The sequence below is a fragment of the Peptoniphilus sp. SGI.035 genome, from assembly GCF_050315115.1.
In the GTDB taxonomy this organism is placed as follows: domain Bacteria; phylum Bacillota; class Clostridia; order Tissierellales; family Peptoniphilaceae; genus Peptoniphilus_A.
This window is the reverse complement of record NZ_JBNPOJ010000008.1, coordinates 38,242-64,393: the sequence shown is the minus strand read 5'-3', so window position 1 is coordinate 64,393 and position 26,152 is coordinate 38,242. Positions and strand designations below refer to the sequence as shown.

Annotated in this window: 31 protein-coding genes and 2 tRNA genes; all 33 read left to right on the top strand. The window is 30.4% G+C overall.

Features of this window, described 5'->3' with window-relative positions; all coding sequences use genetic code 11:
- Nucleotides 1-253 (top strand): hypothetical protein (locus tag ACQRC6_RS05625; RefSeq protein ID WP_427848089.1); only part of this gene is annotated, 253 nt, incomplete at its 5' end.
- 247 nt (nt 254-500) lie between these two features.
- Nucleotides 501-1,043, top strand: coding sequence for a MarR family winged helix-turn-helix transcriptional regulator (locus ACQRC6_RS05620; RefSeq protein ID WP_427848088.1), 543 nt, complete (start codon nt 501-503; stop codon nt 1,041-1,043).
- Nucleotides 1,044-1,227: 184 nt separating this feature from the next.
- A complete protein-coding gene (locus ACQRC6_RS05615) occupies nt 1,228-2,430 on the top strand; it encodes an amidohydrolase (protein WP_427848087.1) in 1,203 nt (400 codons plus the stop codon).
- 18 nt (nt 2,431-2,448) lie between these two features.
- Complete coding sequence (locus ACQRC6_RS05610) at nt 2,449-3,843, top strand: AbgT family transporter (protein WP_366934102.1); 1,395 nt, start codon at nt 2,449-2,451, stop codon at nt 3,841-3,843.
- A 69-nt stretch (nt 3,844-3,912) separates the two neighbouring features.
- Nucleotides 3,913-5,100 carry a MalY/PatB family protein gene (locus ACQRC6_RS05605; RefSeq protein ID WP_427848086.1) on the top strand — a complete coding sequence of 396 codons (1,188 nt, stop codon included), beginning with the start codon at nt 3,913-3,915 and terminating at the stop codon, nt 5,098-5,100.
- 588 nt (nt 5,101-5,688) lie between these two features.
- Nucleotides 5,689-5,765, top strand: a tRNA-Arg gene (locus ACQRC6_RS05600).
- A 40-nt stretch (nt 5,766-5,805) separates the two neighbouring features.
- Nucleotides 5,806-5,892, top strand: a tRNA-Leu gene (locus ACQRC6_RS05595).
- Nucleotides 5,893-6,069: 177 nt separating this feature from the next.
- Nucleotides 6,070-6,345, top strand: a complete 276-nt coding sequence (locus ACQRC6_RS05590; RefSeq protein ID WP_427848085.1) for a hypothetical protein — start codon at nt 6,070-6,072, stop codon at nt 6,343-6,345.
- Between the two features lie 198 nt (nt 6,346-6,543).
- Nucleotides 6,544-7,659 carry a peptide chain release factor 2 gene (prfB, locus tag ACQRC6_RS05585; RefSeq protein WP_427848084.1) on the top strand — a complete coding sequence of 372 codons (1,116 nt, stop codon included), beginning with the start codon at nt 6,544-6,546 and terminating at the stop codon, nt 7,657-7,659.
- A 7-nt stretch (nt 7,660-7,666) separates the two neighbouring features.
- Nucleotides 7,667-8,371, top strand: coding sequence for an orotidine-5'-phosphate decarboxylase (pyrF, locus tag ACQRC6_RS05580; RefSeq protein ID WP_427848083.1), 705 nt, complete (start codon nt 7,667-7,669; stop codon nt 8,369-8,371).
- Nucleotides 8,371-9,000 (top strand): orotate phosphoribosyltransferase, encoded by a 630-nt coding sequence (pyrE, locus tag ACQRC6_RS05575; RefSeq protein WP_427848091.1) that lies wholly within the window; start codon nt 8,371-8,373, stop codon nt 8,998-9,000. The genes pyrF and pyrE overlap by 1 nt, the downstream gene beginning before the upstream one ends.
- Nucleotides 9,001-9,050: 50 nt before the next feature.
- The gene (locus ACQRC6_RS05570) at nt 9,051-9,431 is read left to right on the top strand and encodes a YkvA family protein (RefSeq protein ID WP_427848082.1); all 381 of its coding nucleotides are present in this window, start codon (nt 9,051-9,053) and stop codon (nt 9,429-9,431) included.
- The gene (locus ACQRC6_RS05565) at nt 9,406-10,020 is read left to right on the top strand and encodes a DNA-3-methyladenine glycosylase (protein ID WP_427848090.1); all 615 of its coding nucleotides are present in this window, start codon (nt 9,406-9,408) and stop codon (nt 10,018-10,020) included. The genes ACQRC6_RS05570 and ACQRC6_RS05565 overlap by 26 nt, the downstream gene beginning before the upstream one ends.
- A gap of 53 nt (nt 10,021-10,073) precedes the next feature.
- Nucleotides 10,074-10,901, top strand: coding sequence for an energy-coupling factor transporter ATPase (locus ACQRC6_RS05560; RefSeq protein ID WP_293559780.1), 828 nt, complete (start codon nt 10,074-10,076; stop codon nt 10,899-10,901).
- Nucleotides 10,889-11,755, top strand: coding sequence for an energy-coupling factor transporter ATPase (locus ACQRC6_RS05555; RefSeq protein WP_427848081.1), 867 nt, complete (start codon nt 10,889-10,891; stop codon nt 11,753-11,755). Before ACQRC6_RS05560 ends, ACQRC6_RS05555 begins: the two co-directional genes overlap by 13 nt.
- On the top strand, nt 11,748-12,545 hold the full coding sequence (locus ACQRC6_RS05550) for an energy-coupling factor transporter transmembrane component T family protein (protein WP_427848080.1): 798 nt from the start codon (nt 11,748-11,750) through the stop codon (nt 12,543-12,545). The genes ACQRC6_RS05555 and ACQRC6_RS05550 overlap by 8 nt, the downstream gene beginning before the upstream one ends.
- Complete coding sequence (truA, locus tag ACQRC6_RS05545) at nt 12,542-13,273, top strand: tRNA pseudouridine(38-40) synthase TruA (protein WP_293559777.1); 732 nt, start codon at nt 12,542-12,544, stop codon at nt 13,271-13,273. Before ACQRC6_RS05550 ends, truA begins: the two co-directional genes overlap by 4 nt.
- Before the next feature lie 152 nt (nt 13,274-13,425).
- On the top strand, nt 13,426-13,812 hold the full coding sequence (locus tag ACQRC6_RS05540) for an Asp23/Gls24 family envelope stress response protein (RefSeq protein WP_293559776.1): 387 nt from the start codon (nt 13,426-13,428) through the stop codon (nt 13,810-13,812).
- Nucleotides 13,809-14,207: a transcription antitermination factor NusB gene (nusB, locus tag ACQRC6_RS05535; RefSeq protein WP_427848079.1), complete on the top strand. Its 399-nt coding sequence runs from the start codon at nt 13,809-13,811 to the stop codon at nt 14,205-14,207. The genes ACQRC6_RS05540 and nusB overlap by 4 nt, the downstream gene beginning before the upstream one ends.
- 1 nt (nt 14,208) lies before the next feature.
- Nucleotides 14,209-15,660, top strand: a complete 1,452-nt coding sequence (gene xseA, locus ACQRC6_RS05530; protein ID WP_427848078.1) for an exodeoxyribonuclease VII large subunit — start codon at nt 14,209-14,211, stop codon at nt 15,658-15,660.
- A complete protein-coding gene (gene xseB, locus ACQRC6_RS05525) occupies nt 15,661-15,885 on the top strand; it encodes an exodeoxyribonuclease VII small subunit (protein WP_427848077.1) in 225 nt (74 codons plus the stop codon). It begins immediately after the preceding gene.
- Complete coding sequence (locus ACQRC6_RS05520) at nt 15,869-16,726, top strand: polyprenyl synthetase family protein (protein ID WP_293559772.1); 858 nt, start codon at nt 15,869-15,871, stop codon at nt 16,724-16,726. Before xseB ends, ACQRC6_RS05520 begins: the two co-directional genes overlap by 17 nt.
- Nucleotides 16,726-17,526: a TlyA family RNA methyltransferase gene (locus ACQRC6_RS05515; RefSeq protein WP_320849774.1), complete on the top strand. Its 801-nt coding sequence runs from the start codon at nt 16,726-16,728 to the stop codon at nt 17,524-17,526. The genes ACQRC6_RS05520 and ACQRC6_RS05515 overlap by 1 nt, the downstream gene beginning before the upstream one ends.
- Nucleotides 17,527-17,533: 7 nt before the next feature.
- Nucleotides 17,534-19,195: a DNA repair protein RecN gene (gene recN, locus ACQRC6_RS05510; protein WP_427848076.1), complete on the top strand. Its 1,662-nt coding sequence runs from the start codon at nt 17,534-17,536 to the stop codon at nt 19,193-19,195.
- Nucleotides 19,196-19,747 (top strand): NUDIX hydrolase, encoded by a 552-nt coding sequence (locus ACQRC6_RS05505; RefSeq protein WP_293559769.1) that lies wholly within the window; start codon nt 19,196-19,198, stop codon nt 19,745-19,747.
- Nucleotides 19,740-20,540 carry a purine-nucleoside phosphorylase gene (locus ACQRC6_RS05500; protein WP_427848075.1) on the top strand — a complete coding sequence of 267 codons (801 nt, stop codon included), beginning with the start codon at nt 19,740-19,742 and terminating at the stop codon, nt 20,538-20,540. The genes ACQRC6_RS05505 and ACQRC6_RS05500 overlap by 8 nt, the downstream gene beginning before the upstream one ends.
- The gene (locus ACQRC6_RS05495) at nt 20,540-21,841 is read left to right on the top strand and encodes a pyrimidine-nucleoside phosphorylase (protein WP_320849770.1); all 1,302 of its coding nucleotides are present in this window, start codon (nt 20,540-20,542) and stop codon (nt 21,839-21,841) included. The genes ACQRC6_RS05500 and ACQRC6_RS05495 overlap by 1 nt, the downstream gene beginning before the upstream one ends.
- A gap of 1 nt (nt 21,842) precedes the next feature.
- On the top strand, nt 21,843-22,475 hold the full coding sequence (locus ACQRC6_RS05490) for a site-2 protease family protein (protein WP_320849769.1): 633 nt from the start codon (nt 21,843-21,845) through the stop codon (nt 22,473-22,475).
- Entirely contained in the window at nt 22,454-23,200 is a 747-nt protein-coding gene (locus tag ACQRC6_RS05485) for a segregation and condensation protein A (RefSeq protein WP_427848074.1), read from the top strand. The genes ACQRC6_RS05490 and ACQRC6_RS05485 overlap by 22 nt, the downstream gene beginning before the upstream one ends.
- A complete protein-coding gene (gene scpB / locus ACQRC6_RS05480; RefSeq protein ID WP_293559764.1) occupies nt 23,169-23,696 on the top strand; it encodes an SMC-Scp complex subunit ScpB in 528 nt (175 codons plus the stop codon). Before ACQRC6_RS05485 ends, scpB begins: the two co-directional genes overlap by 32 nt.
- Nucleotides 23,693-24,400, top strand: a complete 708-nt coding sequence (locus tag ACQRC6_RS05475; protein WP_427848073.1) for a pseudouridine synthase — start codon at nt 23,693-23,695, stop codon at nt 24,398-24,400. Before scpB ends, ACQRC6_RS05475 begins: the two co-directional genes overlap by 4 nt.
- A complete protein-coding gene (locus tag ACQRC6_RS05470; protein ID WP_427848072.1) occupies nt 24,397-24,951 on the top strand; it encodes a tRNA (mnm(5)s(2)U34)-methyltransferase in 555 nt (184 codons plus the stop codon). The genes ACQRC6_RS05475 and ACQRC6_RS05470 overlap by 4 nt, the downstream gene beginning before the upstream one ends.
- Complete coding sequence (locus ACQRC6_RS05465) at nt 24,948-26,138, top strand: NAD(P)/FAD-dependent oxidoreductase (RefSeq protein ID WP_427848071.1); 1,191 nt, start codon at nt 24,948-24,950, stop codon at nt 26,136-26,138. The genes ACQRC6_RS05470 and ACQRC6_RS05465 overlap by 4 nt, the downstream gene beginning before the upstream one ends.
- Nucleotides 26,139-26,152: the final 14 nt, after the last annotated feature.

Sequence of the window (26,152 nt, the reverse complement as noted above, 5' to 3'; positions counted from 1 at the left end):
TTTTTTAATACATAAAATTATCTGTTATAGATTTTACTTATATTATAAAGTTTTTAAAAATTTAGAATTGGATAGAAGAGACCAGAAAAATTGGCAAATAACAAAAAATTGGAAGATTTATATTTCAGATATATTAAATCTTGAAGATTGTGTGCAATTAGAAGATTTAAAAGAGTATAAAAGAATTTTGGAAAAATCTAAAACAATAGTTGATTTTAAGGTTAATATAAATAAGCAATACCTAGTTAAATAAGAGAAAAGGAAATAGTTGTAATATATAGATAATTCATGCTCTTTTTGTAGCATTTTTATAATTGAAATATAAATAATGTAATTGGTTTTATAATACTTTGATTAGTATTAATGTTGACAATAAAATTTTTATTTTACTAGTGTTTATAATGATATCTGATATTTTAATGCCATCAATAGTTTAATGCATTAATAGTTAAATCTTGCCTTAAAAATTCCGCTATGATATAGTATTTTTGGAGGTTAAAATGAGTAAAGATATTTATTATAATGATATTTTAGATACATGGGTTGATGAAAATGAAGATTATATAACTACGAATAAAAGATATAAAGAATTATCAAAAGTAATGGATCCAATGTATGATTTTGTACTTACCTATTCTAATTATTATAATACTAGAAGGGATTATGGTTTTGGACCAAAGTTAACAATGATTGAAGTTCATATTTTGACAGAAATTTCTGATAAACCTGGAATAACTGTAACAGAATTGGCTTTTAAGTGGAATAGAACAACTTCGGCTATATCTCAAACAGTTAGAAAGCTCATGAAACAGGACCTTGTATATAGAGAAAATTCTAAGACAAATGGAAAAATATTTCATTTATATGTTACAGAAACAGGAGAAAAACTTGTCTTTAGTCATAAGAAATATGATAATATTGATATTGTAAAAACAAAGAAAAAATTAATGGAGAGTTTTTCAATTGATGAGTTAGATGCATTTGATAGAATTTGTAAAGTTTATACTGAACTTTTAAAAGATAAAATAATTGAAGAAGAATAAGATAAAGAGCGTTTTGTAAATATTCGCTCTTTTTTTTAATCTATATTAGAATATTTTTAGCGCTTAATTATAATTATTTTATTAAAAATTAAAAATACACTTGAATTAGTAAATGGGTTGATATATAATACATTATACAATTAAGCAGCTTAACAATTAACGTTATTTTAAAATAGGAGGGTATATGCTAAGTAAAGATATTATTTTGAATGAAATAGATAGTATGAAAAATTTTATATTTGAAACTAGGAGATATTTTCATGAAAATCCTGAACTTTCAGGCGAAGAGTTTGAAACTTCAAAATTTTTAAAAGAGGAAATTAAAAAACTGGGTCTTGAAATTAATGAAGTAGAAAAGACTGGATTTTATGCAATTTTAGATACAAAAAGACAAGGTAAGACAATAGCTATCAGAGCGGACATAGATGCTCTTCCAATTCAAGAAAATGAAAGAAATTTAGTTAATAAAAAAGTAGCAATTTCAAAAAATGATGGGGTAATGCATGCGTGTGGACATGACGGTCATATGTCTATTTTACTTGCATGTGCGAAATTTTTTGTGAAACATAAATCTGAACTTAAGGGAAAGATAATTTTTATATTTGAAGAAGGAGAGGAACAGGGAACAGGAATAAATGCAATGATAGATGCACTAAAAGGCATTAGTATTGATGCTATTTATGGTACACATCTTACATCTTTTATGAATGTCGGAGAAATTTCTGTAGATCCAGGTCCAGTAATGGCTGGAGCTGCCGTGGTATGGTTTGATGTAATAGGAAAAGGTGGACATGGTTCGAGACCTGATTTATCAATAAATCCTATTTTCGCTGCTTCTAATATTCTGAATGGACTTACTAGCGCATGGTCAAATCAAATTGATGTTACAAAAACTGTAACATTAGGTATTGGATCAATAAATGGAGGTTCTAATTTAGCACCTAATGTAATTCCGGATAGTGTAGAAGTAACTGGAACTCTTAGATTTTTTGATATGGAAGAGGGTATTAAAGCGCTAAAAATCATAAAAAATGTTGCAGAATTAACAGCTGGAGCCCATAAATGTAAGGTAGAGTTTGGAAAGAAAAATGGAATTTCTGTAGGACCTGTTTTAAATAATAAAAAATTATCGTTAATTGCCAAAGAGGCTATCAATAATTTATATTCAAAAGCATTAGTAGAAAATAAAACTTGGTTTGCTTCAGAGTCATTCTCTAAATATGGTGAAATTGCACCAAGTTTATTTGCCTTTGTTGGAACAAAAAACGATAAACTTGGTTCTGGTGCGGAACATCATAATGAATATTTTGATATAGATGAGGAGTCTATGATATATGGATGTTGTGCAACAATTGGATTTGTAAATAAATTTTTAATGGAAACTTAATTTTAATGGAGAATTAATATGGATAAAAAAAAGAAAAGAAATTTTAAAATGCCTCATCTTCTTTATATAATGCTTGGTTTGTTAGTAATGATGTCTTTACTTACATATGTTATACCAGCAGGAAATTTCGGAAGGGATGCTAGTGGTAAAGTTGACGCAAGCGTATTTAATTATCTATCAAGCCAAACTCCCGTTAGCTTGGTTGATTTGTTTTTTATGTTACTTGGAGGACTTGTAGCTGCAGGGACTACTGTTTGGGTAGTTATGGTTAGTGCAGCAAATATGAATGTAGTTATGGATACAGGTGCAGTTGATGAAGTTTTAGAATATGCAACAATAAAATTAAAAAAATCTAGTACAAAAGTATTAGTCCCTATATTATACTTTTTAATATTATATATTGCAGCATTTGCAAGTACAGATGCACTGATTGCTGTTGTGCCAATAGGTGTTTTGTTTGCTAAAAGGTTAAAAATAGATCCTTTATCAGCATTAGGTGTCTCATTTTTTCCATCAATGATTGGATTTGGTTTAGGACCTACTTTAAGAGTTATTATCCCCCAAACTATGTTAAATCTTCCACCTCTTTCTGGTTTTGGAATGAGGATGTTATTGTTAAACATATTTGGAATAGTTGGACTTTTATATACTTTTAGATATATTAAAAGAGTTCAAAAAGATTCAAACAATTCATTAATGCATAATGAAGATTGGAAAAGTGAGTTAATTGTAGATGATGTAGATAAAAGTAATATGGATATGCCAAAAAGATCTGTAATAGTTTTAATTCTGATGATTCTTCAATATGTAATATTAGTGGCATACTTTTTAATATTTAAAGAAAAGCCTATGGAATTTATTGTAGGATTCTTTTTAATAGGTGCTATTTTTATAGGGTTAGTTGGAGGTATGAATGCAGATGAAGTTGCAAATTCCTTTGTAAGAGGACTTGCGAATATGGCATTTGTTGTATTTATCATAGGTCTTGCTACAACAATGCAGACGGTTATGGTACAGGGAAATATATTGGATACTATAATATTTTCTATAACAAGACCTCTTATGAATTTAAACAGGTCAATATCTGCTATTGGAATAACGGCAGTTATCACATTGATAAATCCATTTGTACCAAGTGTAACAGCTAAAGCAGCAGCTTTAATACCAATAATAGAGCCTCTTACAAATGCACTAGGTATACATCCTCAAATTGCATGTCAAGCTTTTTTAATGGGAGACAGCTTTACAAATATGATATCGCCAGCACTAGGATGGACTATGGGTGCTTTAACGATAGCGAAAGTACCATATGATAGATGGATAAAATGGGTTATTAAACCTATGTTATTATTTGTTTTTATGTCATTTATAGTAATATATATATTAAATACAATTGGATGGACAGGAATATAGAAAGAAAATATATGTAAAATTAATAATCGAATATTTAGAATAAAATAAAAAATAAAAATAGGAGGAATTATGAAATACGATTTTAAGACTAGAGTAAATAGAAAAGGACAAGGTTCTTTAAAATGGAAAGATATGTATGAGAAAAAAAGAGATGTAAGTGAAAGTGTTGTACCTTTGTCAGTAGCCGATATGGAATTTAAACATCCTGAAGAATTAATTTCAGGTTTAAAAGAACATATAGAAAATACGGTATTGGGCTATACAGGACCTACTGATGAATTTAAACAATCTGTTGTAAATTGGATGCAAAGACGTCATAATTTTAAAATTGAAAAAGATTGGATAGTAAATACTTCTGGTGTAGTACCTGCATTTTTCAATGCAATTCGTGAATTTACAAAAGAAGGAGACGGAGTCATAATTATGAGTCCAGTATATTATCCATTTTATAATGCTATTAAATTGCAAAATAGAGAGATTGTGGATTGTCCTTTAGCTGAAAAAGATGGATATTATACAATAAATTATGAACTTTTTGATGAGTTATCAAAAAACAGCAAAAATAAAATTTTATTATTTTGCTCTCCTCATAACCCTGTTGGTAGAGTATGGAAAAAAGAGGAGCTTGAAAAACTTGCAGACATTATTAAGAAGAATGATGTGTTATTATTATCTGATGAGATACACTTTGATTTGATAATGCCAGGTTATGAACATACTGTTTTTCAAACAATAGATGAAGAAATAGCAGAAAGAACAATAACATTTACAGCACCTTCAAAGTCTTTCAATATTGCAGGTATGGGAATGAGTAATATAATTATTAAAAATAAAGAGCTTAGAGAGAGATTTATAAATGCACTTGAAAGTATATCTGCTATTCCTACGACAGCTGTAGGATATAAAGCTTGTCAAATTGCATATGATAAATGTGAACAATGGCTTGATGAGTGTATTGATGTTATTGATGGAAATCAAAGATTGGTAAATAGCTTTTTTGAAAAAAGATTTAACAATATAAAGGCACCTTTAATAGAAGGGACATATTTACAGTGGGTAGATTTCAGGTCTTTAGGATTTGATAAAGAGAAATTGGAAAAATTTATGATAGAAGAAGCAGAATTATTTCTAGATGAAGGATATATATTTGGAAAGAATGGAGAAGGATATGAAAGATTTAATCTAGCAGTTCCAAAAGAAGTGCTAGAAGAGGCTTTAGAAAGATTAGATAAAGCTTTAAATAGACTAAAGAAATAGCATTAATTCAGGAAAAAGCTTATTATAAATGCATTCTATTGATAAAAAACTAACTCTAAAACAATTGCTAGAGTTAGTTTTTTTATAAAGGAATGTGTAAAATTATTCATAATGGAACTGATAATATCAAAAAACTAATAATTAAAACTATTAAATTATTTTAATTTAATAGAAAAAACTTATTTGAGATTGCTTTTTGATGTATATTATAATACTATAAGGCATAAAAATACGACTATATAATAGCAAGATTTTTGTTAAATTATAGAGTCAGAGAATTTAAAACAAAACATTATTGTTATAAACATATTTATACTAATAAAAGGTATGAGAAAAATATTTTTTGAAAAAAGGAAATTCGCAAAAACATAATAAGTCAATAGGCGAAAAGAATCTTATCACAAAAATACTGCAAGACTTGAAAATAATATATTTATATTATTTTACAAAAATGATTTAAAAACAAAGCAAACTATTGACAAGGATGAATAAAAGCCATATAATATCCAATGTACCTAATGATAGCGTACTATACGTTTATTGAGATAAGTTAAAAGAAAAGTTCAAAAACGTTAAACTTTGCATTATGTATCCTTAGCTCAGCTGGATAGAGCGTCTGGCTACGGACCAGAAGGTCGGGGGTTCGAATCCTCTAGGATACGCCATCAAAAACTTGTAATTTTATGTTACAAGCTTTTTTCTTTTGCAGGAGTGCTGGAATAGGCAGACAGGCATGTTTGAGGGGCATGTGCGAGAAATCGCGTGAGGGTTCAAGTCCCTCTTTCTGCACCAAAGAATTTATATGCATCAACGCCAATCTATGAGCGCATTTTTCATTATAAAATTTTCATAGGAAAACACCGTTATCACAATGTAATTATTTACACATTTCCGTTGTTGTTAATGGTGTTTTTTAATTTCTAATAGCACCATAATTATTAATATTTATAAATAGGAGTGTATGGTAGTATGAAAATTAATAGCAATGGTTTTATGTTAGATAAGAATCAAGAAATGTTTCTAAAAGTTAAAGAATTAGAAAATGTTAGTAAACACACATTGAAAAATTATCAATCGTTATTTTCTAATATTGATAAGAAAATTAATCAGAGATTAGATTATAAAAATGAAGATAATTTGTGCAACCAAATATTAACATATTTTACAGCTGTGCTTTACAGTTATTTTCTAAAATGGGTTAAAATAGCTGTTTTGCACAGGTATTTTTTTATATACTTTTTTTAAAATTACTCTATTTTTTTATGTTTTACTGCCTTTTTCTATGTTTTTCTAAAATTTTTACACCAACTTTTACACCAAAATTATACAAATTTTTATAAATTACATTAAAATAAAAAATAATATTCTTGCTTAATAGAAAAATGTTAGTGAGATTTAGACATCTGTGTTATACTAAAATAAGCAAAATGAAGGAGGATTTTTATGGAGCAAAATATCTATTTAGATAAAGAGCGTCTGGAAAATTCCAAAGAAACTACTAAATCTTTGGGAAAATCTCTTGAAATTGATTCTCTTAAAGAAAAAGTTATAGAACTTAATAAAAAACAAATGGAGCCAGGTTTTTGGGACGACAATGAAAGTGCCCAAAAAATTATAAATGAAACAAATTTATATCAAAAAAAGATAGATCAGTATGATGAGTTAAAGGAATTAATTGGCGATGCACAGGATCTTATTGACCTTATGGAAATTGAAGATGATTATTCTTCTTATGCAGATTTTCAAAATACAGTTGATGAGATTGAAAGGAAGACTGCCGAGTTTAAGCTTAATACTCTATTAAATGGAGAGTACGATTCTCACAATGCTATTCTTTCTATTCATGCAGGTGCCGGTGGTACTGAGGCACAAGATTGGGCAAGCATGCTTCTTAGAATGTACACTAGATATGCTGAAAATAAGGGATTTAAAATCGAAACTCTTGACATTTTAAAGGAAGATGAAGCTGGAATTAAGTCTGTTACTCTTAGAATTTCTGGCGATAATGCCTATGGATATTTGAAGGGTGAAAAGGGCGTGCATAGACTTGTAAGAATTTCTCCTTTTGATTCTAATAAGAGAAGACATACTTCTTTTTCATCTGTGGATGTCTTTCCTGAACTTGATGATGATAATGAAGTTGAAATAAGGGAAGAAGAGTTAAAGATAGACACATATAGATCTTCAGGAGCTGGTGGACAGCACGTTAATACTACTGATTCTGCTGTTAGAATTACACATATTCCTACTGGAATTGTTGTTCAATGCCAAAATGAACGAAGCCAAATTCAAAATAGGGAAAAGGCAATGAATATGCTAAAAGCAAAACTTATTGCTCTTGCTGAGGAAGAAAAAAAGGAAAAAATTGAAGATCTTCAAGGCAATTATTCACAAATTGCATGGGGCTCACAAATTAGGTCTTATGTATTCCAACCCTATACAATGGTAAAGGATCACAGGACCAATGTAGATGTTGGCGATGTTGAAAGGGTAATGGATGGAGATTTAGATATTTTTATTAATGCCTATTTGCAAAAAAAGGCAAGTGGAGAAAGTTGAGGTTAAAATGGCAAAGGATGTAATTATTGCACTTGATTTTCCAAGTAGCGAAGTGGCTCTTGATTTTTTGAAAAATTTTAAAGATGAAAAAGTTTATGTAAAAGTTGGAATGGAACTTTTTTATAAAGAAGGTCCAAGTATTATTAAAGAAATAAAGAAATTAGGACATAAAATATTTTTGGATTTAAAAATACACGACATTCCAAATACTTGCAAGGGTGCGACAAATTCTCTTATTTTACTTGATGTTGATATGATAAATTTTCATATTGCTGGTGGCAAAAAAATGTTAAGCGAAGCAAGTGAAGTTGTTAATAGCAAAAAGCCAGAGCTAATTACTCTTGGTGTTACTATGCTGACTTCTACTGATGAAGAGGTAATGCACAATGAACTTAAAATTGATAAAGAAAAATCTCTCGACGATGTTGTTCTTGATTATGCAAAACTTGCAAAAGAATCTAAACTTTCTGGAATAGTTTGTTCTGCACTTGAAGTTCCAAAGATAAAGGAAAATTTAGGAGCAAATTTTATTACTGTTACTCCTGGAATTAGAAAGGTAAAGGGAACTGACGACCAAAAGAGAGTTGTAACGCCAAGTGAGGCACGAGAACTTGGCTCTGATTATATTGTTGTTGGTAGACCTATTACAAAGGCTGAAGATCCATTAAAAGAATATAAAGAAATAAAAAGAGACTTTTTAGGAGGAGAATGATGAGAGAAATCGCAAAAATTTTATTAAAATTAAAGGCTGTAACACTTTCACCAGAAAAGCCATATACTTGGGCATCTGGCATAAAGTCACCTATTTATTGCGACAATAGACTTATACTTTCTTATCCAAAGGACAGAAAAGTCGTTGAAGATGGACTTGTAAATTTAATTAAAGAAAAATATCCTGATGTAGAATACATTATGGGAACTGCAACTGCGGGCATTCCTCATGCTGCTATTATAGCTGATAAGATGGATTTACCTATGGGATTTGTAAGATCTTCAAATAAGGATCATGGCAAGCAAAATAAAATTGAAGGTGCTAAAATTCAAGGTGCAAAAGTTGTTGTGATTGAAGATTTATTTTCAACTGGAGGCTCATCTATTGAAGCCGCAAAGGCACTAGAAGATGTTGGTTATGATGTCCTTGGGATAGTGAGTATTTTCACATACAATATGAAAAATGCTGCTGTAAATTTCAAAGATTCAGGTTTTAATCACGATTCTCTTACAAATTTTGATGAACTTATAGAAGTTGCTCATGAAATGGACTATATTAAGGAAAGTGAAATTAAAAAGTTAAAATTATTTAGAGAGAATCCAAAGGATTCATCGTGGATGAATGATTAATTTATTTTTGGGTAAAGGGAAAGTGTATTTTGACTTAGGGGGAAGAATAGTTGAATTATTATAGAACTTTAAGGAAGCTAATGCCTTATGCCAATAAAATATTAAAAAATAAAGATAGATTAAATAAAGTTGTCGAGGAGTCCATGTCAAAGACAAATAAATTGGACTTGTTTAAAAAAATTTCCAGAGAACTTAAACTTGCTCTTGGTTTAGTAATTGACTATTCTAAGGGAAATTATAGAGATGTAAAAAAGAAAGATATTATTTTAATTGTGGCAGGGTTTTTATATTTACTAAATCCAGCAGACATTGTTCCAGATTTTATTTTATTCTTTGGATTTTTTGATGATTTAAGTGTTTTAACTTTTATCCTAAAGAAGCTTGATAAGGAATTAGAAAAATATGATGCATGGAAAAGTACTAGAAGCTGATTTTTTTAGAAGAGATACAGTTGAAGTTGCAAAAAATTTATTAGGAAAGAAAATTATCAGAAATATTTCTGGTAATTTTTTCTATGCAAAAATTGTGGAGACGGAAGCTTATCTAGGTCTTAAAGACAAAGCTTGTCATAGCTATGGTGGGAAAATTACTGAGAGAAATAAAATTTTATATAAGGATGGCGGCCATATCTATGTATACTTAATTTATGGAATGTACAATCTTTTAAATATTGTTACAAAGAATGAAGGAGAACCAGAAGCAGTGCTTATTCGTGCAGTTGAGCCCTTAGAAAATTTTGATGGATTTGCTATTAATAGATTTGGAAAAAGCTATAAAGAACTTTCAAATTATCAAAGAAAAAACATAAGCAATGGACCAGGAAAACTTTCTTTAGCTCTTAATATTGATAGAAATTTAAATGGAAAAATTCTATCTCCCGACTATCTTTATATAGAAGATGGCGAAGAAGTTAAAAATATAGTTACTTCAAAAAGAATTGGCATAGATTATGCGGAAGAGGATGCAGATCTTCCACTTAGATTTTACATAGGGAACAGTCAACATATTTCAGTTAAATAATGTGGATTTTTGTTAACTTATAATTTATAATAGGTTAATGTAAAGGTGATGTAATGATTAGCATAAAAAACTTGTCTTTTAAATATGATTATGAAGACGAAAATGCAAAACAAATTTTAAAAAATATTGATTTAGAAATAAATGAAGGAGAGTTTGTAGCATTACTTGGACATAATGGTTCAGGTAAGTCAACTCTTGCCAAGCTTATAAATGGACTTTTAATTCCAGGCGAAGGCGACGTAATTGTAGATGGAATGAATACAAAAAATGAAGAAGAAATTTGGGATATTAGAAGAAATGCGGGCATGGTTTTTCAAAATCCTGACAATCAATTAGTTGCGACTATAGTTGAAGATGAAGTTGCTTTTGGTCCTGAAAATCTTGGAGTTGATCCAGTAGAAATTAGAAGAAGGGTGGACAAGGCATTACTTGATGTCGGCATGATTGATTACAAAAAAAATGCACCTCACCTTTTATCTGGTGGGCAAAAACAAAGAGTTGCCATAGCTGGAATTCTTGCCATGAGCCCAAAGTATATAATACTTGACGAACCGACTGCCATGCTTGATCCAAGTGGAAGGCGCGAAGTAATTGATACTCTTGTGAAATTAAATAAGGAAGAAAACAAAACTATCATCCTAATAACTCACTACATGGAAGAGGCTGCAATTAGCGATAGAGTTATAGTAATGGAAGATGGAAATATTGTGCTTAGAGGAAATCCTAGAGAAGTTTTTTCTCATGTCGAAGAAATAAAAAAATTGGGATTAGATGTTCCACAAGTAACGGAACTTGCACATGAATTAAAAAAAGAAGGTATTGAAATTTCCACAGAAGTTTTAAATATCGAAGAAATGGTGAAGGAAATATGTCACTTATAGAAATTAAAAACTTAACACATATTTACAGTGAAGGTCTTCCCTTTGAGAAGATAGCAATAGATAACTTAAATTTAAGCATCGAAGAAAATGAATTTATTGGACTAATTGGCCACACGGGATCTGGAAAATCAACTTTTATTCAACATTTAAATGGTCTTTTGAAGCCAAGCAGTGGAGAAATAATTGTAGATGGAACTAAAGTTGATAAATCTAGCTCTAATTTAACAGAACTTAGAAAAAAAATAGGTTTAGTGTTTCAATATCCAGAGTATCAACTTTTTGAAGAGACCATAGAGAAAGATATTGCCTTTGGACCGAAAAATTTAGATTTAGATGAAGATGAAGTTTTAAAAAGGGTTAAATCTTCCATGGATTCTGTGGGTCTTCAATATGAAACTTATAAAGACAAATCTCCCTTTGAACTTTCAGGTGGACTCAAGAGAAGAGTCGCAATAGCTGGTGTACTTGCAATGGAACCAAAGGTTTTAATACTTGACGAACCAACTGCAGGACTTGACCCAAGAGGCCGAGACGAAATTTTAAGTGAAATAAAAAGTATTCACGAAAAAAGAAAAATTACAGTCATTCTAGTTTCTCACTCTATGGAAGATGTGGCAAAAATTGCAGAAAGAATTATTGTAATGGATAAGGGAAAAGTATTTTTAGATTCCAACCCAAGAGAAATTTTTAGAAATGAAGACAAACTTCTTTCCGTTGGACTAGGAATTCCACAGATTACATCGCTTATGAGAGCATTGAAGAAAAAGGGACTTGACATTAACGAAGATTCAATAACAGTTGAGGAAGCCAAGGAGTCACTAATAAAATATTTGAGAGGTGTTTCTCGTGTTTAAAGATATTACAATTGGACAATACTTTCCTGGAGAAACGCTAGTTCACAAGTATGATCCAAAATTAAAAATTCTTACAATGATGATATTCATTGTATCGCTATTTTTTATTAGTTCAATTTATATGTATATACCTGTTGTAATTTATTTGTTATTAATTATTTATGTGGCAAAATTACCAATGGGATTAGTTCTTCGTGGACTTAAGCCATTGAGATGGATTATCCTTGTAACATTTATTATAAATTTATTTTTCACGCCAGGTGAAGCTAAGTACACTTTAGGATTTTTGAAAATTTCACAAGCAGGGATTGACCTTGCGGTATTTATGGGCATAAGACTTGTTCTATTAGTTCTTGGCACAAGTTTACTTACTTATACGACTTCTCCAATTGAATTAACAGACGGAATTGAGTCGCTACTAAGACCTTTTAGAAAAATTGGAGTGCCTAGTCACGAGATAGCAATGATGATGACAATTGCCCTTAGATTTATACCAACGCTAATTGAAGAAACGGACAAGATTATGAAGGCACAAATGGCGAGAGGGGCAGATTTTGAATCGGGAAATATAGTAAAGCGTGCAAAAAATTTAGTTCCATTACTTGTTCCTCTTTTTATAAATTCCTTTAGAAGAGCAGAAGAACTTGCCACAGCAATGGAAGCGAGATGTTACAAAGGTGGAGATGGCAGGACTAAGATGAATGCATCAAAAATAGTCAAGAAGGATGTAATTATTTTTGTTGGCAATATAATATTTTTTGCAGCAATAATTTTGGTTTCTAAATTATGAATATTTTAATAAAAATAACCTACGATGGCACAAAATTTCATGGCTTTCAATTGCAACCAGATGAGAGAACTGTGGAAGGAGAACTAAATAAAGGTCTAGCAAAAACTTTAAATAAAGAAGTAAAAATTTTTTACGCAGGAAGAACTGACAGAGGGGTTCACGCTCTTGGTCAGTATGCAAATTTTTATTCAGACACGACAATTGACATTGGAAATCTTCCAAAAGTTATAAATTTTAATTTACCAGAAGATGTTTCTGTCGTTGGAGCAAAATATGTTTCTGATGATTTTCATGCAAGATATGATGCAAAGTTAAAAAAATATCGTTATGTTGTACACCGCTCTAGGTATAGAAATGCTCTACTTTTAAATAAAGCTTATGAGTACCCCTATGAAGTTGACCCAGAGAGAATGAGGAAGGCTCTATCCTATCTTCTTGGAGAACATGATTTCAATTCTTTTATGGGAAAGGGTGCAGTTGTCAAAGATTCAATAAGAACTATTGAAAAAATTGACGTAATTGAAGATGGAAATTTTTTGTATTTAGATTTTATTGCTAAGAGCTTTCTAAAAAACATGATACGCATAGTTACTGGGACAGCTCTTGAAATTGGAAGAGGTCAAAAAGAAATTGAATATATGAAAGAAGCCTTGATAATGAAAAAAAGAAAGGCTGCTGGACCAACAGCACCAGCCTGTGGACTATATTTAGTAGATGTAAAATATTAGCCCACAGGCTTTTTATTGTAAAAATTTTTTGAATTATCTTATATCCTAAAAAGGAAAGATTTTATAACTTTAAAAATTGCGGAAAAGTGCAATAAATTGATAATATAAAAAGTATTTGGTATAATTATTTTAGTTAATTTGGAGGTGTAATAGTGGATAATAAATATCTTGTTAATGGTAATGAGGCTGAAGGTAAAGTTAAAATTTCTGAAGATGTCATCGCTACAGTTGCGTCTGTTGCAGCTGAGAGTGTTGATGGTGTTGTAAAAGTTGGATCTAACTTTAAGTCTCAAGTTACTGACATTTTGAATACAAAAAACTTCAATAGGGGCGTTAAAGTTAATATTGGCGAAAGAGAAACTATTGTAGATGTATATATTACTATTGAGTACGGAATAAAAATCGTTGAGGTTTCTGAAAGGGTGCAAGCACAAGTTAAGGAAGCCATTGAAAATATGACTGACTTTGATGTTGTTGAAGTGAATGTTCATATATCAGGCATCGCTGTTAAAAATTCTGAAAAGACGATTGTAAAATGAGTAGAAAAAAAGCAAGAATAGGCGCAATGCAGGCATTGTTTTCCATGGATATAAATAATGATTTTTCTTTAGAGAATCTAAATTTATTTATGGAAAACAATCACTTCTTAGGTGATGAATCTGACTATATCAATAGAGTTATACCAGATATTCTGAAAAAACTTGACACTGTTGACGAGACAATTGAAAAGAATTTAAAGGGCTGGACTATGGCTAGGCTTGCAAAGGTGGATAGACAAATTTTAAGAATTGCTGTCTATGAATTTTTATATAAAGACGACATTCCACCTGAGGTTTCTATTAACGAAGCTGTTGAAATAGCAAGGCTATATAGTTCCGACGATTCACCTAAATTTATTAACGGAATTTTGGGAACTATTTATAGGAGTTTTTAATTTGGCAAAGGCTGCTTTTAATGTAAGTGAACTGAATAATTACATCAAAAAGCTGATTTCAATGGATTACATCCTAAGAGATATTACCATTACTGGCGAAGTTACAAATGTGAATATTCATAACAATGGTAATATTTATTTTTCCTTAAAGGATAAGTTTGCACGAATTGATGCAATGGCAAGTCAAGATGATGTAAAAGTTGAATTACTTGATGGCGTCAATGTTATGGCAAGGGGAACTGTTACTTATTACGAGAGAAGTGGCAGAATTTTTTTGTATGCTACTGAAATCAAGCTAGATGGCAAGGGTAATCTCTACCAAAAATATTTGAAATTAAAGGAAAAACTAAGCAATGAGGGGCTTTTTGATGCTTCTCATAAGAAAAAAATCAAGAAGTATCCGTCTTCTATTGGATTAATTACTTCTACAAGTGGTGCAGCCATAAAAGATGTTGTAAATCTTTTTAGAAAAAGAAATAAAACCTGTGATATTTATATTTTTCCAAGTCTTGTTCAAGGTGATGCAGCTAGTTGTAATTTGATTAGCGGTGTAAAATATTTCAACGAAGTAAACATAGTAGACACTATAATAATCGCTCGTGGCGGTGGAAGTTTTGAAGATTTATTTGTCTTTAACGATGAAAAACTTGCTAGAGAAATTTTTGCGTCAAAAATACCAGTTATTTCTGCAGTAGGGCACGAAATTGACTACACAATATGTGATTTTGTATCGGATCTTAGGGCAGCGACACCTACTAATGCAGCTGAACTTGCTACAATTAGTGAAGATGAAATTTTATCACAATTATCTAAAAAATTATCAGATTTGAATAATTTAATGGAGAGAAGAATTAGTTACAGTCATCTAAAACTTCTTAATTTGTACAAAAATATTTCTCTAAAAAATCAAGTTCACAAGATAAATTTTATGACTCGTGATCTTTTATATAGAGAGACTTTACTAAATAATTCTATGAAAAAGATTTTGCAGGCTTATGGTTATGAACTTCAAAAGAAGAGATTTTATTTGCAAAATTTCAAGCTTAATAAGTCAAAGGAAATTGAAAATTATTCTTATAGGCTTAAAAATATTTCTGTAAAATTAAATTCTAAAATCAGTAAAAATAGAGAAAGTTTAGATTTTAATAAAAAATTTTTAAATTATTATTTTAATTCACAAATTAAAGATAAATTTGACAAATTTAAGAACTATGAAAAATTTATTTTAAATTACGGTTTAGAAGAGAGATTAAAAAATGAGAAAGAAAGGCTAAATTTTTTAAATATTAGACTAAATTCAGCCTATAATAAGATTAATAAAGTTGAGATTTTTACAGAGGATGGCTTAGAGATAAATTCTGCTAAAAATGCTAAAATTGGAGAAATTATTTCTCTAAAATTTAAGGATGGCAGTGTGAAATCAAAGGTTCAAAAGGTGGAAATGAGGGATTAGATGCAAAAAGATTATGAAAGTTCTTTTAGAGAGCTTGAAAAAATTATAAAGGAGCTTGAGTCTAAGGACATTAGTCTTGAAGATTCCATAAAAAAATACGAAGAAGGCATTGAACTTTATAAGTATTTGAACAATACATTAAAGGCATACGAAGGAAAAATAAAAACTATTGCAGAAGAAAATTCTAAATATATAGAGGACAATAAAGATGACAGATATAGATAATTTACTTGAAAAATTTAACAATTATTTAGGTTCATTACTTGAATACGACGAAAGTTCACAACATAAAGTCATTGATTCTATGAAATATTCATTATTTTCTGGCGGAAAGAGAATTAGACCGATGTTAACTCTCTTGACTTTTTGCGAATTTTCAGATGATAATTTGGATAAAATTCTTCCCTTTGCTGCTGCAATCGAAATGATACATACTTATTCTCTAATTCATGATGATCTTCCTGCAATGGATAATGATGATTTTAGAAGAGAAAAGCCAACTAATCACAAGGTTTACACTGAGGGAATTGCAATTTTAGCTGGAGATGGACTTTTAAATATGTCCATGGAAATTCTCCTAAGACATATTGAAAACATTGAAGATATCAATGACCTAAAACTTGCAATAAGGGCAATGAAATATATTTACAACGCAACTGGTGTAAATGGGATGATTGGTGGACAAACTATTGACATAGATTTTAATGTTTCAGATTATACCGAAGAAATTTGCGAAAATATGTACAAACTAAAAACAGGTGCTCTCATTAAGGCTTCTGTCGTAGTTGGAGGCATAATTGCAGGTGTAGAAGCGGACAACATCACAAAACTTTCTAAGTTTGGCGAATCCATTGGTATTGCATATCAATTTGAAGACGATCTTCTTGATGAAGACAAGGATCCAGACAGTGGTGAAATAAATATGCTTTACTTCAAGAGTAAAGAGGAACTAAAAAATGAAATTATTGAATTGACAAAGATTTCTTATGATGCATTAGAAGGTCTTGAACTTAAAGACAACTTGCTAAAAAGTTTTGTTGCGAAGTTAATAAATAGGAGCAGATAATGGCAAAAACACGTGCAGATGTATTATTAGTTGAAAAAGGCTTAATCGATTCACGAGAAAAAGCCAAGAGATTAATAATGGAAGGCAAGGTTTTTATAGGCACTGAAAGAGTGGAAAAGCCAGGAGCGCAATTAAAAGACGATGTAAAAATATATATTAAGGGCTTAGAAGACACCTTTGTCTCAAGAGGAGGTCATAAGCTAGAAAAGATGATTGACGATTATGAAATAGACCTAAGAGATTCTGTATGCGTTGATATAGGTGCATCAACTGGTGGTTTTACACATTGTATGTTAAAACATGGTGCAAAAAAAGTTTATGCCATTGACGTTGGATACAATCAACTTGATTATAAACTTAGAATGGACGATAGAGTTGTATCACTTGAAAGAACAAATATTAGATATTTTGATACAGAATTAATTTCTGAAGAAGTAGATTTTATTTCCATTGACGTTTCCTTTATTTCCCTTGAACTTGTACTTCCTATTGCAAAGAAAATTTGTGGTGAAAAGGGCAAAATTGTCGCATTAATAAAGCCACAATTTGAGGCAGGAAAGGGAAAAGTTGGCAAAGGTGGAATTGTAAGAGATAAAAAGGTACATATTGAAGTTATTGAAAAAATAATTGAGCTTGCAAAAGAATTAGATTTAAATATTTTAGCTTTGACAAATTCTCCAATAAAGGGAACAAGTGGCAATATTGAATTTTTAATTTATTTGTCAAATTCTGATAAAACTAATGAAAACTTTGATGCAAGTGAAATTGTAAATAGTGCTTATGAAAATTTAAATGATTAGGTGAAAAATGCTTTTAGAGTTAAATATCGAAAATTTTGCAATAATTGAAAATATGAAAATTGAGTTTGAAACTGGTTTAAACGTATTAACTGGAGAAACTGGTTCTGGTAAATCAATTATCATAGATTCTCTGGGACTTGTCCTTGGACAAAGAGCGAATAAGGATATTATAAAGAAGGGAAAAGATAGGGCTTTTATAGAGGCTGTGTTTTCCTCATATGATGATGAGACAAAAAATCTTTTATCTGAATATGGAATTGATTCAGGTGATTTAATAGTAATTTCAAAGGAAATTAGAGAAAAAGGGCCTTCTATTACTAGAGTGAACAACAGGACTGTTACTTCTCAAATTTTATCAAAAATTTCAACACATTTAATTGATATTTTTGCACAACATGAGTCTATTTCACTTATGGACAATAAAAATCAGATGAAATTAATTGATGATTTTTCTGGCAAAGAGCAAAGAGATTTACTTTTAAAAATAAGACAAATTGTTCAAGAAATAAATGATTTAAGAAGTGAATACCAAGAAAAGTCAAGTTTAGAAAAAAACAAAGATAGAGAAATGGATTTATTAGAGTATCAAATCAAGGAAATTGAAGATGCGGCTTTAACTGATTATGACGACCAAGAACTCTACGACGACTTCAATGTTTTAAACAATATGACTGACACTTTAATAAAATTATCAGAAGCAAAGGCGCTTATTAATGACGGTTACGAAAATGTATCTGCTGAAGATATTTTAGATAAAATAATTGTAAATATAGTTGATGTTACAAAGTTCAACAAAGATTTAAAAGCAACTGAGGAAGAACTTGAAGATATTAGATATAGATTATCTGATATCGCAAAGGAGCTTGACAAATATATTAATTCGAGAGAAGTGGACGAGGAAAAACTCCAATACCTAAGAGAAAGAATCGATTTAGTAAATAATTTAAAATTAAAATATGGAAATAATATTAAAAAGATTAATTCTTTTTACGAAGAAATAAATGAAAGGCTTGTTTTTTTACAAAATTTTGAAGACAACTTGCAAAAACTTTTAAATAAAATAAAAAATCTTGAAGATGAAGCTTTAAAGATTGCGAAAAAAATTAGCGACAATAGAAAAAAGACTGCAAGAGTTTTAGAGAAAAAAGTGGAAGAAGAAATCAACAAATTAAATATAAAAGATGCAAAATTTAAAATTGACTTGAAAGAAAAAGATTTATCAAGCGATGGAATCGACAAAATAGAATTTTTAATTGCGCCAAACTTAGGTCAGGATCTAATGCCTTTGGCAAAGGTTGCATCTGGCGGTGAGATGAGTAGAATTATGCTTGGTTTTAAGAGCATCATCGCTGAAAAAGATAACATTCCTACTCTTGTTTTTGACGAAATTGATACGGGAATAAGTGGAAAGACTGCACAAATTGTTGGAAATAAAATAAAGGAAGTTGCAAAAAAAAGACAGGTCATAGTAATTTCTCACTTGCCACAAATTGTAGCACTAGCAGACACACATTTTGCAATTAAAAAAGATGTGGTAAACAATAGTACAATTTCAACAATTGATAAATTAGATTATGAACAAAGAGTACAAGAAGTTGCAAGATTAATTGGCGGTATGAATGTAAGTGAAGTTGCAATAGAAACTGCAAAGGAAATGATTGGTGATTAAATGGCAAATTCAAATTATGAAGAGAGAACTATGAAATCCACGAAGATTTTTGATGGTAAGGTCTTACAACTTAGAGTAGATACAGTTGAGATGGAAGGTCAAAAGTATACTAAAAGAGAAATTGTGGAAAGACAACCTGCTGTTGGCATAGTTGCAATTACTGAAAATGACGAAATTATTTTAATAAAGCAATATAGAAAGGCTATTGATAAAGAGATTTACGAACTTCCAGCAGGAATGGTAGATTTTGGAGAAGAACCACAAAAGGCGGCTCTTCGAGAGTTAAAAGAAGAAACTGGTTATGATGCAAAAAAATCTGATTATTTGCTTGAAATTTATTCATCTCCAGGATTTACAAATGAAAAATTATTTATTTTTTACGCAGAAGGACTTACTGCAGGAGATCAGCATCTCGACGAGTTTGAACATTTGACAGTAGAAAAAGTAAAATTTGATGAAGCTTTAAAATTAATAAACTTAGGGGAGATAATCGATTCAAAAACTGTCGCAGGAATTTTGTATTACAATAATTTTAGGAGGAAAAATGGATAATTCTATTAAATATATAAGAGAAAAGATAAGTGTCGAGCCTGAAATTGGAATTGTACTAGGTTCAGGTCTTGGAGATTTTGCAGATTCAATCGAAAATAAAATTGAAATATCGTATAAGGATATTCCAGGTTTTCCAGTTTCTACAGTTAAAGGTCATGATGGAAAATTAATTTTTGGAAAAATAAATTCAAAAAATGTCTGTGTAATGAAGGGGAGAATTCATTTTTACGAAGGTTACGAAATTTCTGATGTAGTTTATCCAATAAAAGTTCTTGCAGATTTGGGAATTAAGACATTAATCCTCACTAATGCTGCAGGTGGAGTTAACGCGGATTTTAAACCGGCAGATCTAATGATTATTACAGACCACATAAATTTAATGGGCAAAAATCCATTAATTGGACCTAATGATGATACTATTGGACCAAGATTTCCAGACATGACTGATTTATACATTCCTGAACTTGTGAATATAGCTGAAAATTCTGCAAAAAAACTTGGCATTAACATAAGAAAAGGTGTCTATATGTATTTTACAGGGCCATCTTATGAAACTGCTGCTGAAGTTAGAATGGCAAGGATACTTGGAGCGGATGCCGTTGGAATGAGCACTGTTCCAGAAGCAATTATTGCAAGGCACAGAGGACTTAAAATTTTAGGGATTTCAACAATTACAAATATGGGTACAGGAATCCTAGATACACCACTTAATCACGCAGAAGTTGTGGAAGTTGGAAAAGAAGTTGCAGGCAAATTTAAAGAACTTTTAAAAGAAATCATTGAGGAGATTTGATGAATTTTTTAGACATTATTCAAAAGAAAAAGGAAAATAAAGTTTTAACTGAAGATGAAATAAATTATTTTATAGAAAATTATGTAAAGGGAGAAATTCCAGATTATCAAGTTTCTGCTTTTTTGATGGCAGTTTATTTTAATAAACTAAATTTAGATGAAACTTATTATCTAACAAAGGCAATGATTGATTCGGGAGATAGAGTTGATCTATCTGAGGTGCCTGGATTAAAAGTCGACAAACATTCCACAGGTGGTGTGGGAGATACTGTTACCCTTGTACTTGGACCGTTAATTGCTTCAGTTGGTCTTGTTTTTGCAAAGATGAGTGGCAGAGGACTTGGTCATACTGGTGGGACTCTTGACAAACTTGAATCTATCCCTGGATTTAATATAAATATTAGCGGAAAAGATTTTGTTGAAATTTTAAAAAAATCAAATATAGCAGTAATTGGACAAACAGAAAATATTGTACCTGCTGATAAGCTTTTATACGCATTGAGAGATGCAACGGCAACAGTTGATAATGTAAGTTTGATTGCATCATCAATTCTTTCCAAAAAAATTGCATTAGGAACAGATGCCTTAGTTCTCGATGTAAAAGTTGGAAATGGCGCTTTTATGAAAGATGTTCCATCAGCAGTTGAGTTATCAAAATTAATGGTAAGTCTTGGCAAAAAATTTGGTAGAAATACAAAGGCAATTATCACTAGTATGAACGAACCTCTTGGCGATGCAATTGGAAATAGCCTTGAGGTAATTGAAGCCATAAATGTCTTAAAGGGTCATGGATCAAAACACTTAAAAGAAATTTCCCTTAAAATTGGTTCAAAGCTGATGATTATTGAGGGAATTGCAAAAACTGAGGATGAAGCAAGAAAAATCCTTGAAGAAAAAATTAAGGATGGATCTGCAATAGAAAAATTCAAGGAAATGGTTGAACTTCAAGGTGGAGATCCAACATACATTGACGATGTAGAGAAATTTAAAAAGTCATCAATAATAAAAGACATTTATAGCGATGAATCAGGATACGTAAAATCCATTGAAGCAATTGAAATTGGAATTGCGTCAAGAGACCTTGGAGCAGGAAGACATAAAAAGGGAGATGTACTCGATTTGAGTGCAGGAATTTACCTTCACAAAAAAGTTGGCGACTACGTAGAAAAGGGCGAAAAGATAGCTACAATCTATACAGAAAAGGAAAGTGAAGTAAGAGGAGCAATTGAAAGAATTAAAAAAGCCTACGCCTTTTCTGACAAAAAAGAAGATTATAAATTAATTATAGAAGAGATTGATTGAGATGAGAAATTTTGATATAGCGTCAATTGCAATAAATATTATTGCACTTTTGATAGCCATAATTCCACATGAAATAGCACATGGATATGTTGCATATCTGTGTGGAGATACAACTGCAAAAGACGATGGAAGACTTAGCTTAAACCCATTTCACCACATAGACCCTATTGGTTTAATTTCTATGCTTGTTTTTAGGTTTGGATGGGCAAAGGCTGTGCCAATTAACCCATATAGATTTAAGGGCAATAGAAAAGTTGCATCTCTTTTAGTTTCACTTGCAGGAGTTTTCACTAATTTTATTCTTGGGTTTATTTCTGGGATTATTTTAGTTTATTTAAACTATAAGTCTTCTTTTTTAGTTCCGCTTTTCACATCAATTTTTTGGTACAATATTATGCTCGGTGTATTTAATTTAGTGCCATTGCCACCCCTTGATGGATCAAAGGTATTGGCTACACTTTTACCAGAAGATTTGGAATATAAATTTTATAAGAATGAAAAATACTTTTATTTTGTGTTAGTTATAATGATTTTTTCAGGAGTGGTGGACAAATTTATAGCGCCGATTATCGAAAGTATTTTAAGCGGAATTATTTATCTGGGAATTAATCTATGGAATACAATATTGTTTTAAAAACTTATGAAGGTCCAATGGATCTTCTTTTAGATTTAATAAAAGAAAAGGAAATAGACATTTACGACATACCAATTTTCACAATTACTGAAGAATTTTTAAAATATATTGAAAATATGAAGAAGTTAAACCTAACCCTTACTTCAGATTTTATTTTAATGGCATCAACCCTTTTGGAAATAAAATCAAAAATGCTTCTTCCAAAAAAGGAAGTCCTAGATGATGATGAAGAGGTGGAAGAAGATCCACGACTTGACTTAGTAGAAAGCCTTTTGGAGTATAAAAAGTATAAAGAGGCCTCTGAAATTTTAAAAGTGCAAGAAGAATACGAGTCAAAATCCTTTTACAAGTTAAAAACTGAAATATTTTCAATGAGTGAAATGGATTTTTTAAAGGAATCAAATGTTGAAAAACTATCTCTTGCTTTTTACAATATTTTAAAAAGATATAAGGACAAGGAAGTCATTGGAATTGAGAGAGAGTATTTTAAAGTTGAAGATGCTTCCAGAAAGATAAAACAAGCACTAAAGGAAAATAAAAAAATAAAATTTAGCGAACTTTTAGAAGATATAGTTTATAAAGTTGATGTTATAACTTATTTTTTAGGAATGCTTGAACTTATTAAGAACGAATATATTATAGCAAATCAAAGCGACAATTTTGGCGATATTTTAATTGAAGAGAGAAAATACAATGGACAAGAACAGACTCAAATCAATAATTGAATCAATACTATTTATTTGGGGAGACCCCATAAGTTTAGATGACATTGCAAGCACTCTTGAACTTAAAAAGGACTATGCAAGAGAAATTCTTATGGAGATGAAAGAAAATTATAAAAATGAAACATCGGGACTTAGGCTTAGAGAAATTGATGGAAAATTTCAAATTGGAACTAAGCAAGAAAACGAGCCCTATTTAAAAAACTTAATTAAAGAAAAGAAGGAGAAAAATCTTTCAAAGCCAGCTCTTGAAACTCTTTCTATAATAGCCTATAAGCAGCCAGTAACAAAGGTTGAAGTAGAAGAATTGAGAGGAGTAAATTGTGATAGCACGATTAAGGGTCTTCTTGATTTTGATTTAATAGAAGTTTCTGGCAAACTTGATAGAATAGGACATCCAAATTTGTACAGCACAACTGATAAATTTTTACAAAAATTTGGCATGAAAAATTTGGAAGAACTGCCTGACCTAAAGGAATTAGAGGAGGAATCTAATTGAGATTACAAAAATATATGGCTCATTGTGGAGCTGCATCAAGAAGAAAATGCGAAGAATATATTCAAGAAGGGCTTGTAAAAGTAAATGACAAAATTGTCACAGAACTTGGTACAAAAATTGACCCAAATGTTGATAGAGTTTACTTAAATGGAAAGAGACTAACTCTTGAAAATAAAAAAGTTTATATGATTTTAAATAAACCAATAGGCGTTGTTACAAGTGCAAATGATGAGAAAGATAGACAAACAGTAACAGACCTTGTACCTGACGATTACAGAGTTTATCCTGTGGGAAGGCTTGACATCGACACAACTGGTTTAGTGCTACTAACAAATGACGGCGAGCTTGCAAATATTTTAATGCACCCAAGATATAAAATTGGCAAAAAATATATTGTTACAGTCGAGGGAACTCCCAACGCTCACGAACTTTCTTTACTGCGAGGAGGTCTTGACATAAGAGATTTAAAAACTTCGCCAGCCAATGTTAGAATTTTAAAAAGTTTTAAACAAGATTCTATTTTAGAAATAGAAATTTTTGAGGGACAAAACCATCAAGTCAAGAGGATGTTCGACTACATTGGTCATAGTGTAAAAAAATTAAAGAGAATTTCCATGGGAAAAATTGAATTGCTAGACCTTGAAGTTGGAAATTATAGATATTTAAATGAAAATGAAATAAAATATTTAAAGGGATTAAAATGATTGTAAAGGAAAAATATTTTGAGATAGTGGATGAAGTGCTATCTCATAATTTTTTAGGTAAAATTGCAGTTGATGCTACTGTTGGAAGGGGCAATGACACTTTAAAACTTTTAAAGGCAGTGGGAAGAGATGGCTTTGTTTATGGTTTTGATGTACAAGAAGAGGCAATTTCATCAGCAGAAAAAAATTTAAAGGATTTTAAAAATTATAAATTATTTTTGGATAGTCACGAAAACATTGATAAAATAGAAAAATTTGATTTAGTAATTTACAATCTTGGATTTCTTCCAGGCTCTGATAAAAAAATTACAACTTTAAAAGATTCAACTATTATTTCCTTAAAAAAAGCCAAGGAAAAAATAAATGATGGCGGAATAATAATTGTGGTTTCCTACTTAGGTCATGAGAATTCTTTTGAAGAAAGAGAAGGCGTTGACGAATTTATAAAAAATCTTGACCAAAAAAAATTTAAAGTAGAAAAAAGAGAATTTTACAATCAAAAGCACAATCCACCAATTGTATATCTAATCGAGAAGAAGGTAGGACCATGAAAATCGCAATAATCGGTGGAGGACCTGCGGGAATGATGTGTGCCATAAAGGCGGCAGAAAATCACGAGGTATTTCTCTACGAAAAAAATGAAAAATTAGGTAAAAAATTATTTATTACAGGAAAGGGAAGGTGCAATATTACCAATTATTGTGACGAGAGAGAGTTTTTAAAAAATATTGTAAGAAATAAAAATTTTATGTATTCATCAATTTATTCACTTTCGCCCTTTACAACTTATTATTATTTTGAAGAACTTGGTCTGCCACTGAAAATTGAGCGTGGCAATAGAGTTTTCCCTGCAAGTGATAAATCTTCTGATGTAATAAAAATTTATGAAAAAAAATTAAGGGAAATGGGAGTAAAAATAAAACTAAATTCTGAAATTAAAAGCATAAAAAAAGATGAAGATTGTTTTATTTTAAATGATAGAGAAAAATACGATAAAGTTGTTATTGCAACTGGTGGGGTATCCTATAAGTTAACAGGTTCAACTGGAGAAGGATATAAATTTGCAAAAAATTTTAATCACAAAGTAGTGGAAACTGTGCCAGGACTTATAGGGATAAATTTATATAATGGATTTAGTTTAGCAGGACTAACTTTAAAGAATGTTGAGTTAAAAGTAGTAAAAGATAAAAAAATAATTTCTAGGGAATTTGGCGAGCTTCTTTTCACTCACAGAGGTATTAGCGGTCCCATTGTTCTAACGACTTCTAGCAAAATAAATAGGTTAAGAGATTTTGAAATATATTTAGATTTAAAACCAGCTTTAACTAATGAAAAATTAGACAACAGAATATTGAGAGATTTTTGTGAAAATCAAAATAAAAATATAGAAAATGTAATGAGATTACTATTGCCACGAGATTTAATTTCCTATATTCTTGAAGGTGCAGAAATCAAAGGGGATAAAAAGGTAAATCAAATTACAAAGGAAGAGAGAGATAAATTAGTTAAAACTATAAAGAACTTTGAATTAAAATTTGAAAGTTTAGACGACATCAATAGGGCAATAATTACTAGTGGTGGCGTTGATGTAGTTGACATAGATCCAAAAACAATGGAGTCAAAAATTGTAAAGGGACTTTATTTTATTGGAGAAGTTCTTGATGTAGATGCAGTAACTGGTGGATTTAACATTCAAATTGCAAATTCAACTGGTTACAATTGTGGGATTAATTTGTAATCCTTGACCTTTAC

Excerpts from the sequence above, each read along its gene's own strand:
- ACQRC6_RS05605 (WP_427848086.1), top strand. The coding sequence starts at position 3,913 with ATGAAATACGATTTTAAGACTAGAGTAAATAGAAAAGGACAAGGTTCT.
- ACQRC6_RS05615 (WP_427848087.1), top strand. The coding sequence starts at position 1,228 with ATGCTAAGTAAAGATATTATTTTGAATGAAATAGATAGTATGAAAAAT.
- pyrE (WP_427848091.1), top strand. The coding sequence starts at position 8,371 with ATGAGAGAAATCGCAAAAATTTTATTAAAATTAAAGGCTGTAACACTT.
- ACQRC6_RS05520 (WP_293559772.1), top strand. The coding sequence starts at position 15,869 with ATGACAGATATAGATAATTTACTTGAAAAATTTAACAATTATTTAGGT.
- ACQRC6_RS05490 (WP_320849769.1), top strand. The coding sequence starts at position 21,843 with ATGAGAAATTTTGATATAGCGTCAATTGCAATAAATATTATTGCACTT.
- ACQRC6_RS05590 (WP_427848085.1), top strand. The coding sequence starts at position 6,070 with ATGAAAATTAATAGCAATGGTTTTATGTTAGATAAGAATCAAGAAATG.
- ACQRC6_RS05560 (WP_293559780.1), top strand. The coding sequence starts at position 10,074 with ATGATTAGCATAAAAAACTTGTCTTTTAAATATGATTATGAAGACGAA.
- truA (WP_293559777.1), top strand. The coding sequence starts at position 12,542 with ATGAATATTTTAATAAAAATAACCTACGATGGCACAAAATTTCATGGC.
- pyrF (WP_427848083.1), top strand. The coding sequence starts at position 7,667 with ATGGCAAAGGATGTAATTATTGCACTTGATTTTCCAAGTAGCGAAGTG.
- scpB (WP_293559764.1), top strand. The coding sequence starts at position 23,169 with ATGGACAAGAACAGACTCAAATCAATAATTGAATCAATACTATTTATT.
- ACQRC6_RS05620 (WP_427848088.1), top strand. The coding sequence starts at position 501 with ATGAGTAAAGATATTTATTATAATGATATTTTAGATACATGGGTTGAT.
- recN (WP_427848076.1), top strand. The coding sequence starts at position 17,534 with ATGCTTTTAGAGTTAAATATCGAAAATTTTGCAATAATTGAAAATATG.
- ACQRC6_RS05485 (WP_427848074.1), top strand. The coding sequence starts at position 22,454 with ATGGAATACAATATTGTTTTAAAAACTTATGAAGGTCCAATGGATCTT.
- nusB (WP_427848079.1), top strand. The coding sequence starts at position 13,809 with ATGAGTAGAAAAAAAGCAAGAATAGGCGCAATGCAGGCATTGTTTTCC.
- xseB (WP_427848077.1), top strand. The coding sequence starts at position 15,661 with ATGCAAAAAGATTATGAAAGTTCTTTTAGAGAGCTTGAAAAAATTATA.
- ACQRC6_RS05555 (WP_427848081.1), top strand. The coding sequence starts at position 10,889 with ATGTCACTTATAGAAATTAAAAACTTAACACATATTTACAGTGAAGGT.
- ACQRC6_RS05515 (WP_320849774.1), top strand. The coding sequence starts at position 16,726 with ATGGCAAAAACACGTGCAGATGTATTATTAGTTGAAAAAGGCTTAATC.
- ACQRC6_RS05565 (WP_427848090.1), top strand. The coding sequence starts at position 9,406 with ATGCATGGAAAAGTACTAGAAGCTGATTTTTTTAGAAGAGATACAGTT.
- ACQRC6_RS05610 (WP_366934102.1), top strand. The coding sequence starts at position 2,449 with ATGGATAAAAAAAAGAAAAGAAATTTTAAAATGCCTCATCTTCTTTAT.
- ACQRC6_RS05505 (WP_293559769.1), top strand. The coding sequence starts at position 19,196 with ATGGCAAATTCAAATTATGAAGAGAGAACTATGAAATCCACGAAGATT.
- ACQRC6_RS05465 (WP_427848071.1), top strand. The coding sequence starts at position 24,948 with ATGAAAATCGCAATAATCGGTGGAGGACCTGCGGGAATGATGTGTGCC.
- ACQRC6_RS05470 (WP_427848072.1), top strand. The coding sequence starts at position 24,397 with ATGATTGTAAAGGAAAAATATTTTGAGATAGTGGATGAAGTGCTATCT.
- prfB (WP_427848084.1), top strand. The coding sequence starts at position 6,544 with ATGGAGCAAAATATCTATTTAGATAAAGAGCGTCTGGAAAATTCCAAA.
- ACQRC6_RS05500 (WP_427848075.1), top strand. The coding sequence starts at position 19,740 with ATGGATAATTCTATTAAATATATAAGAGAAAAGATAAGTGTCGAGCCT.
- ACQRC6_RS05495 (WP_320849770.1), top strand. The coding sequence starts at position 20,540 with ATGAATTTTTTAGACATTATTCAAAAGAAAAAGGAAAATAAAGTTTTA.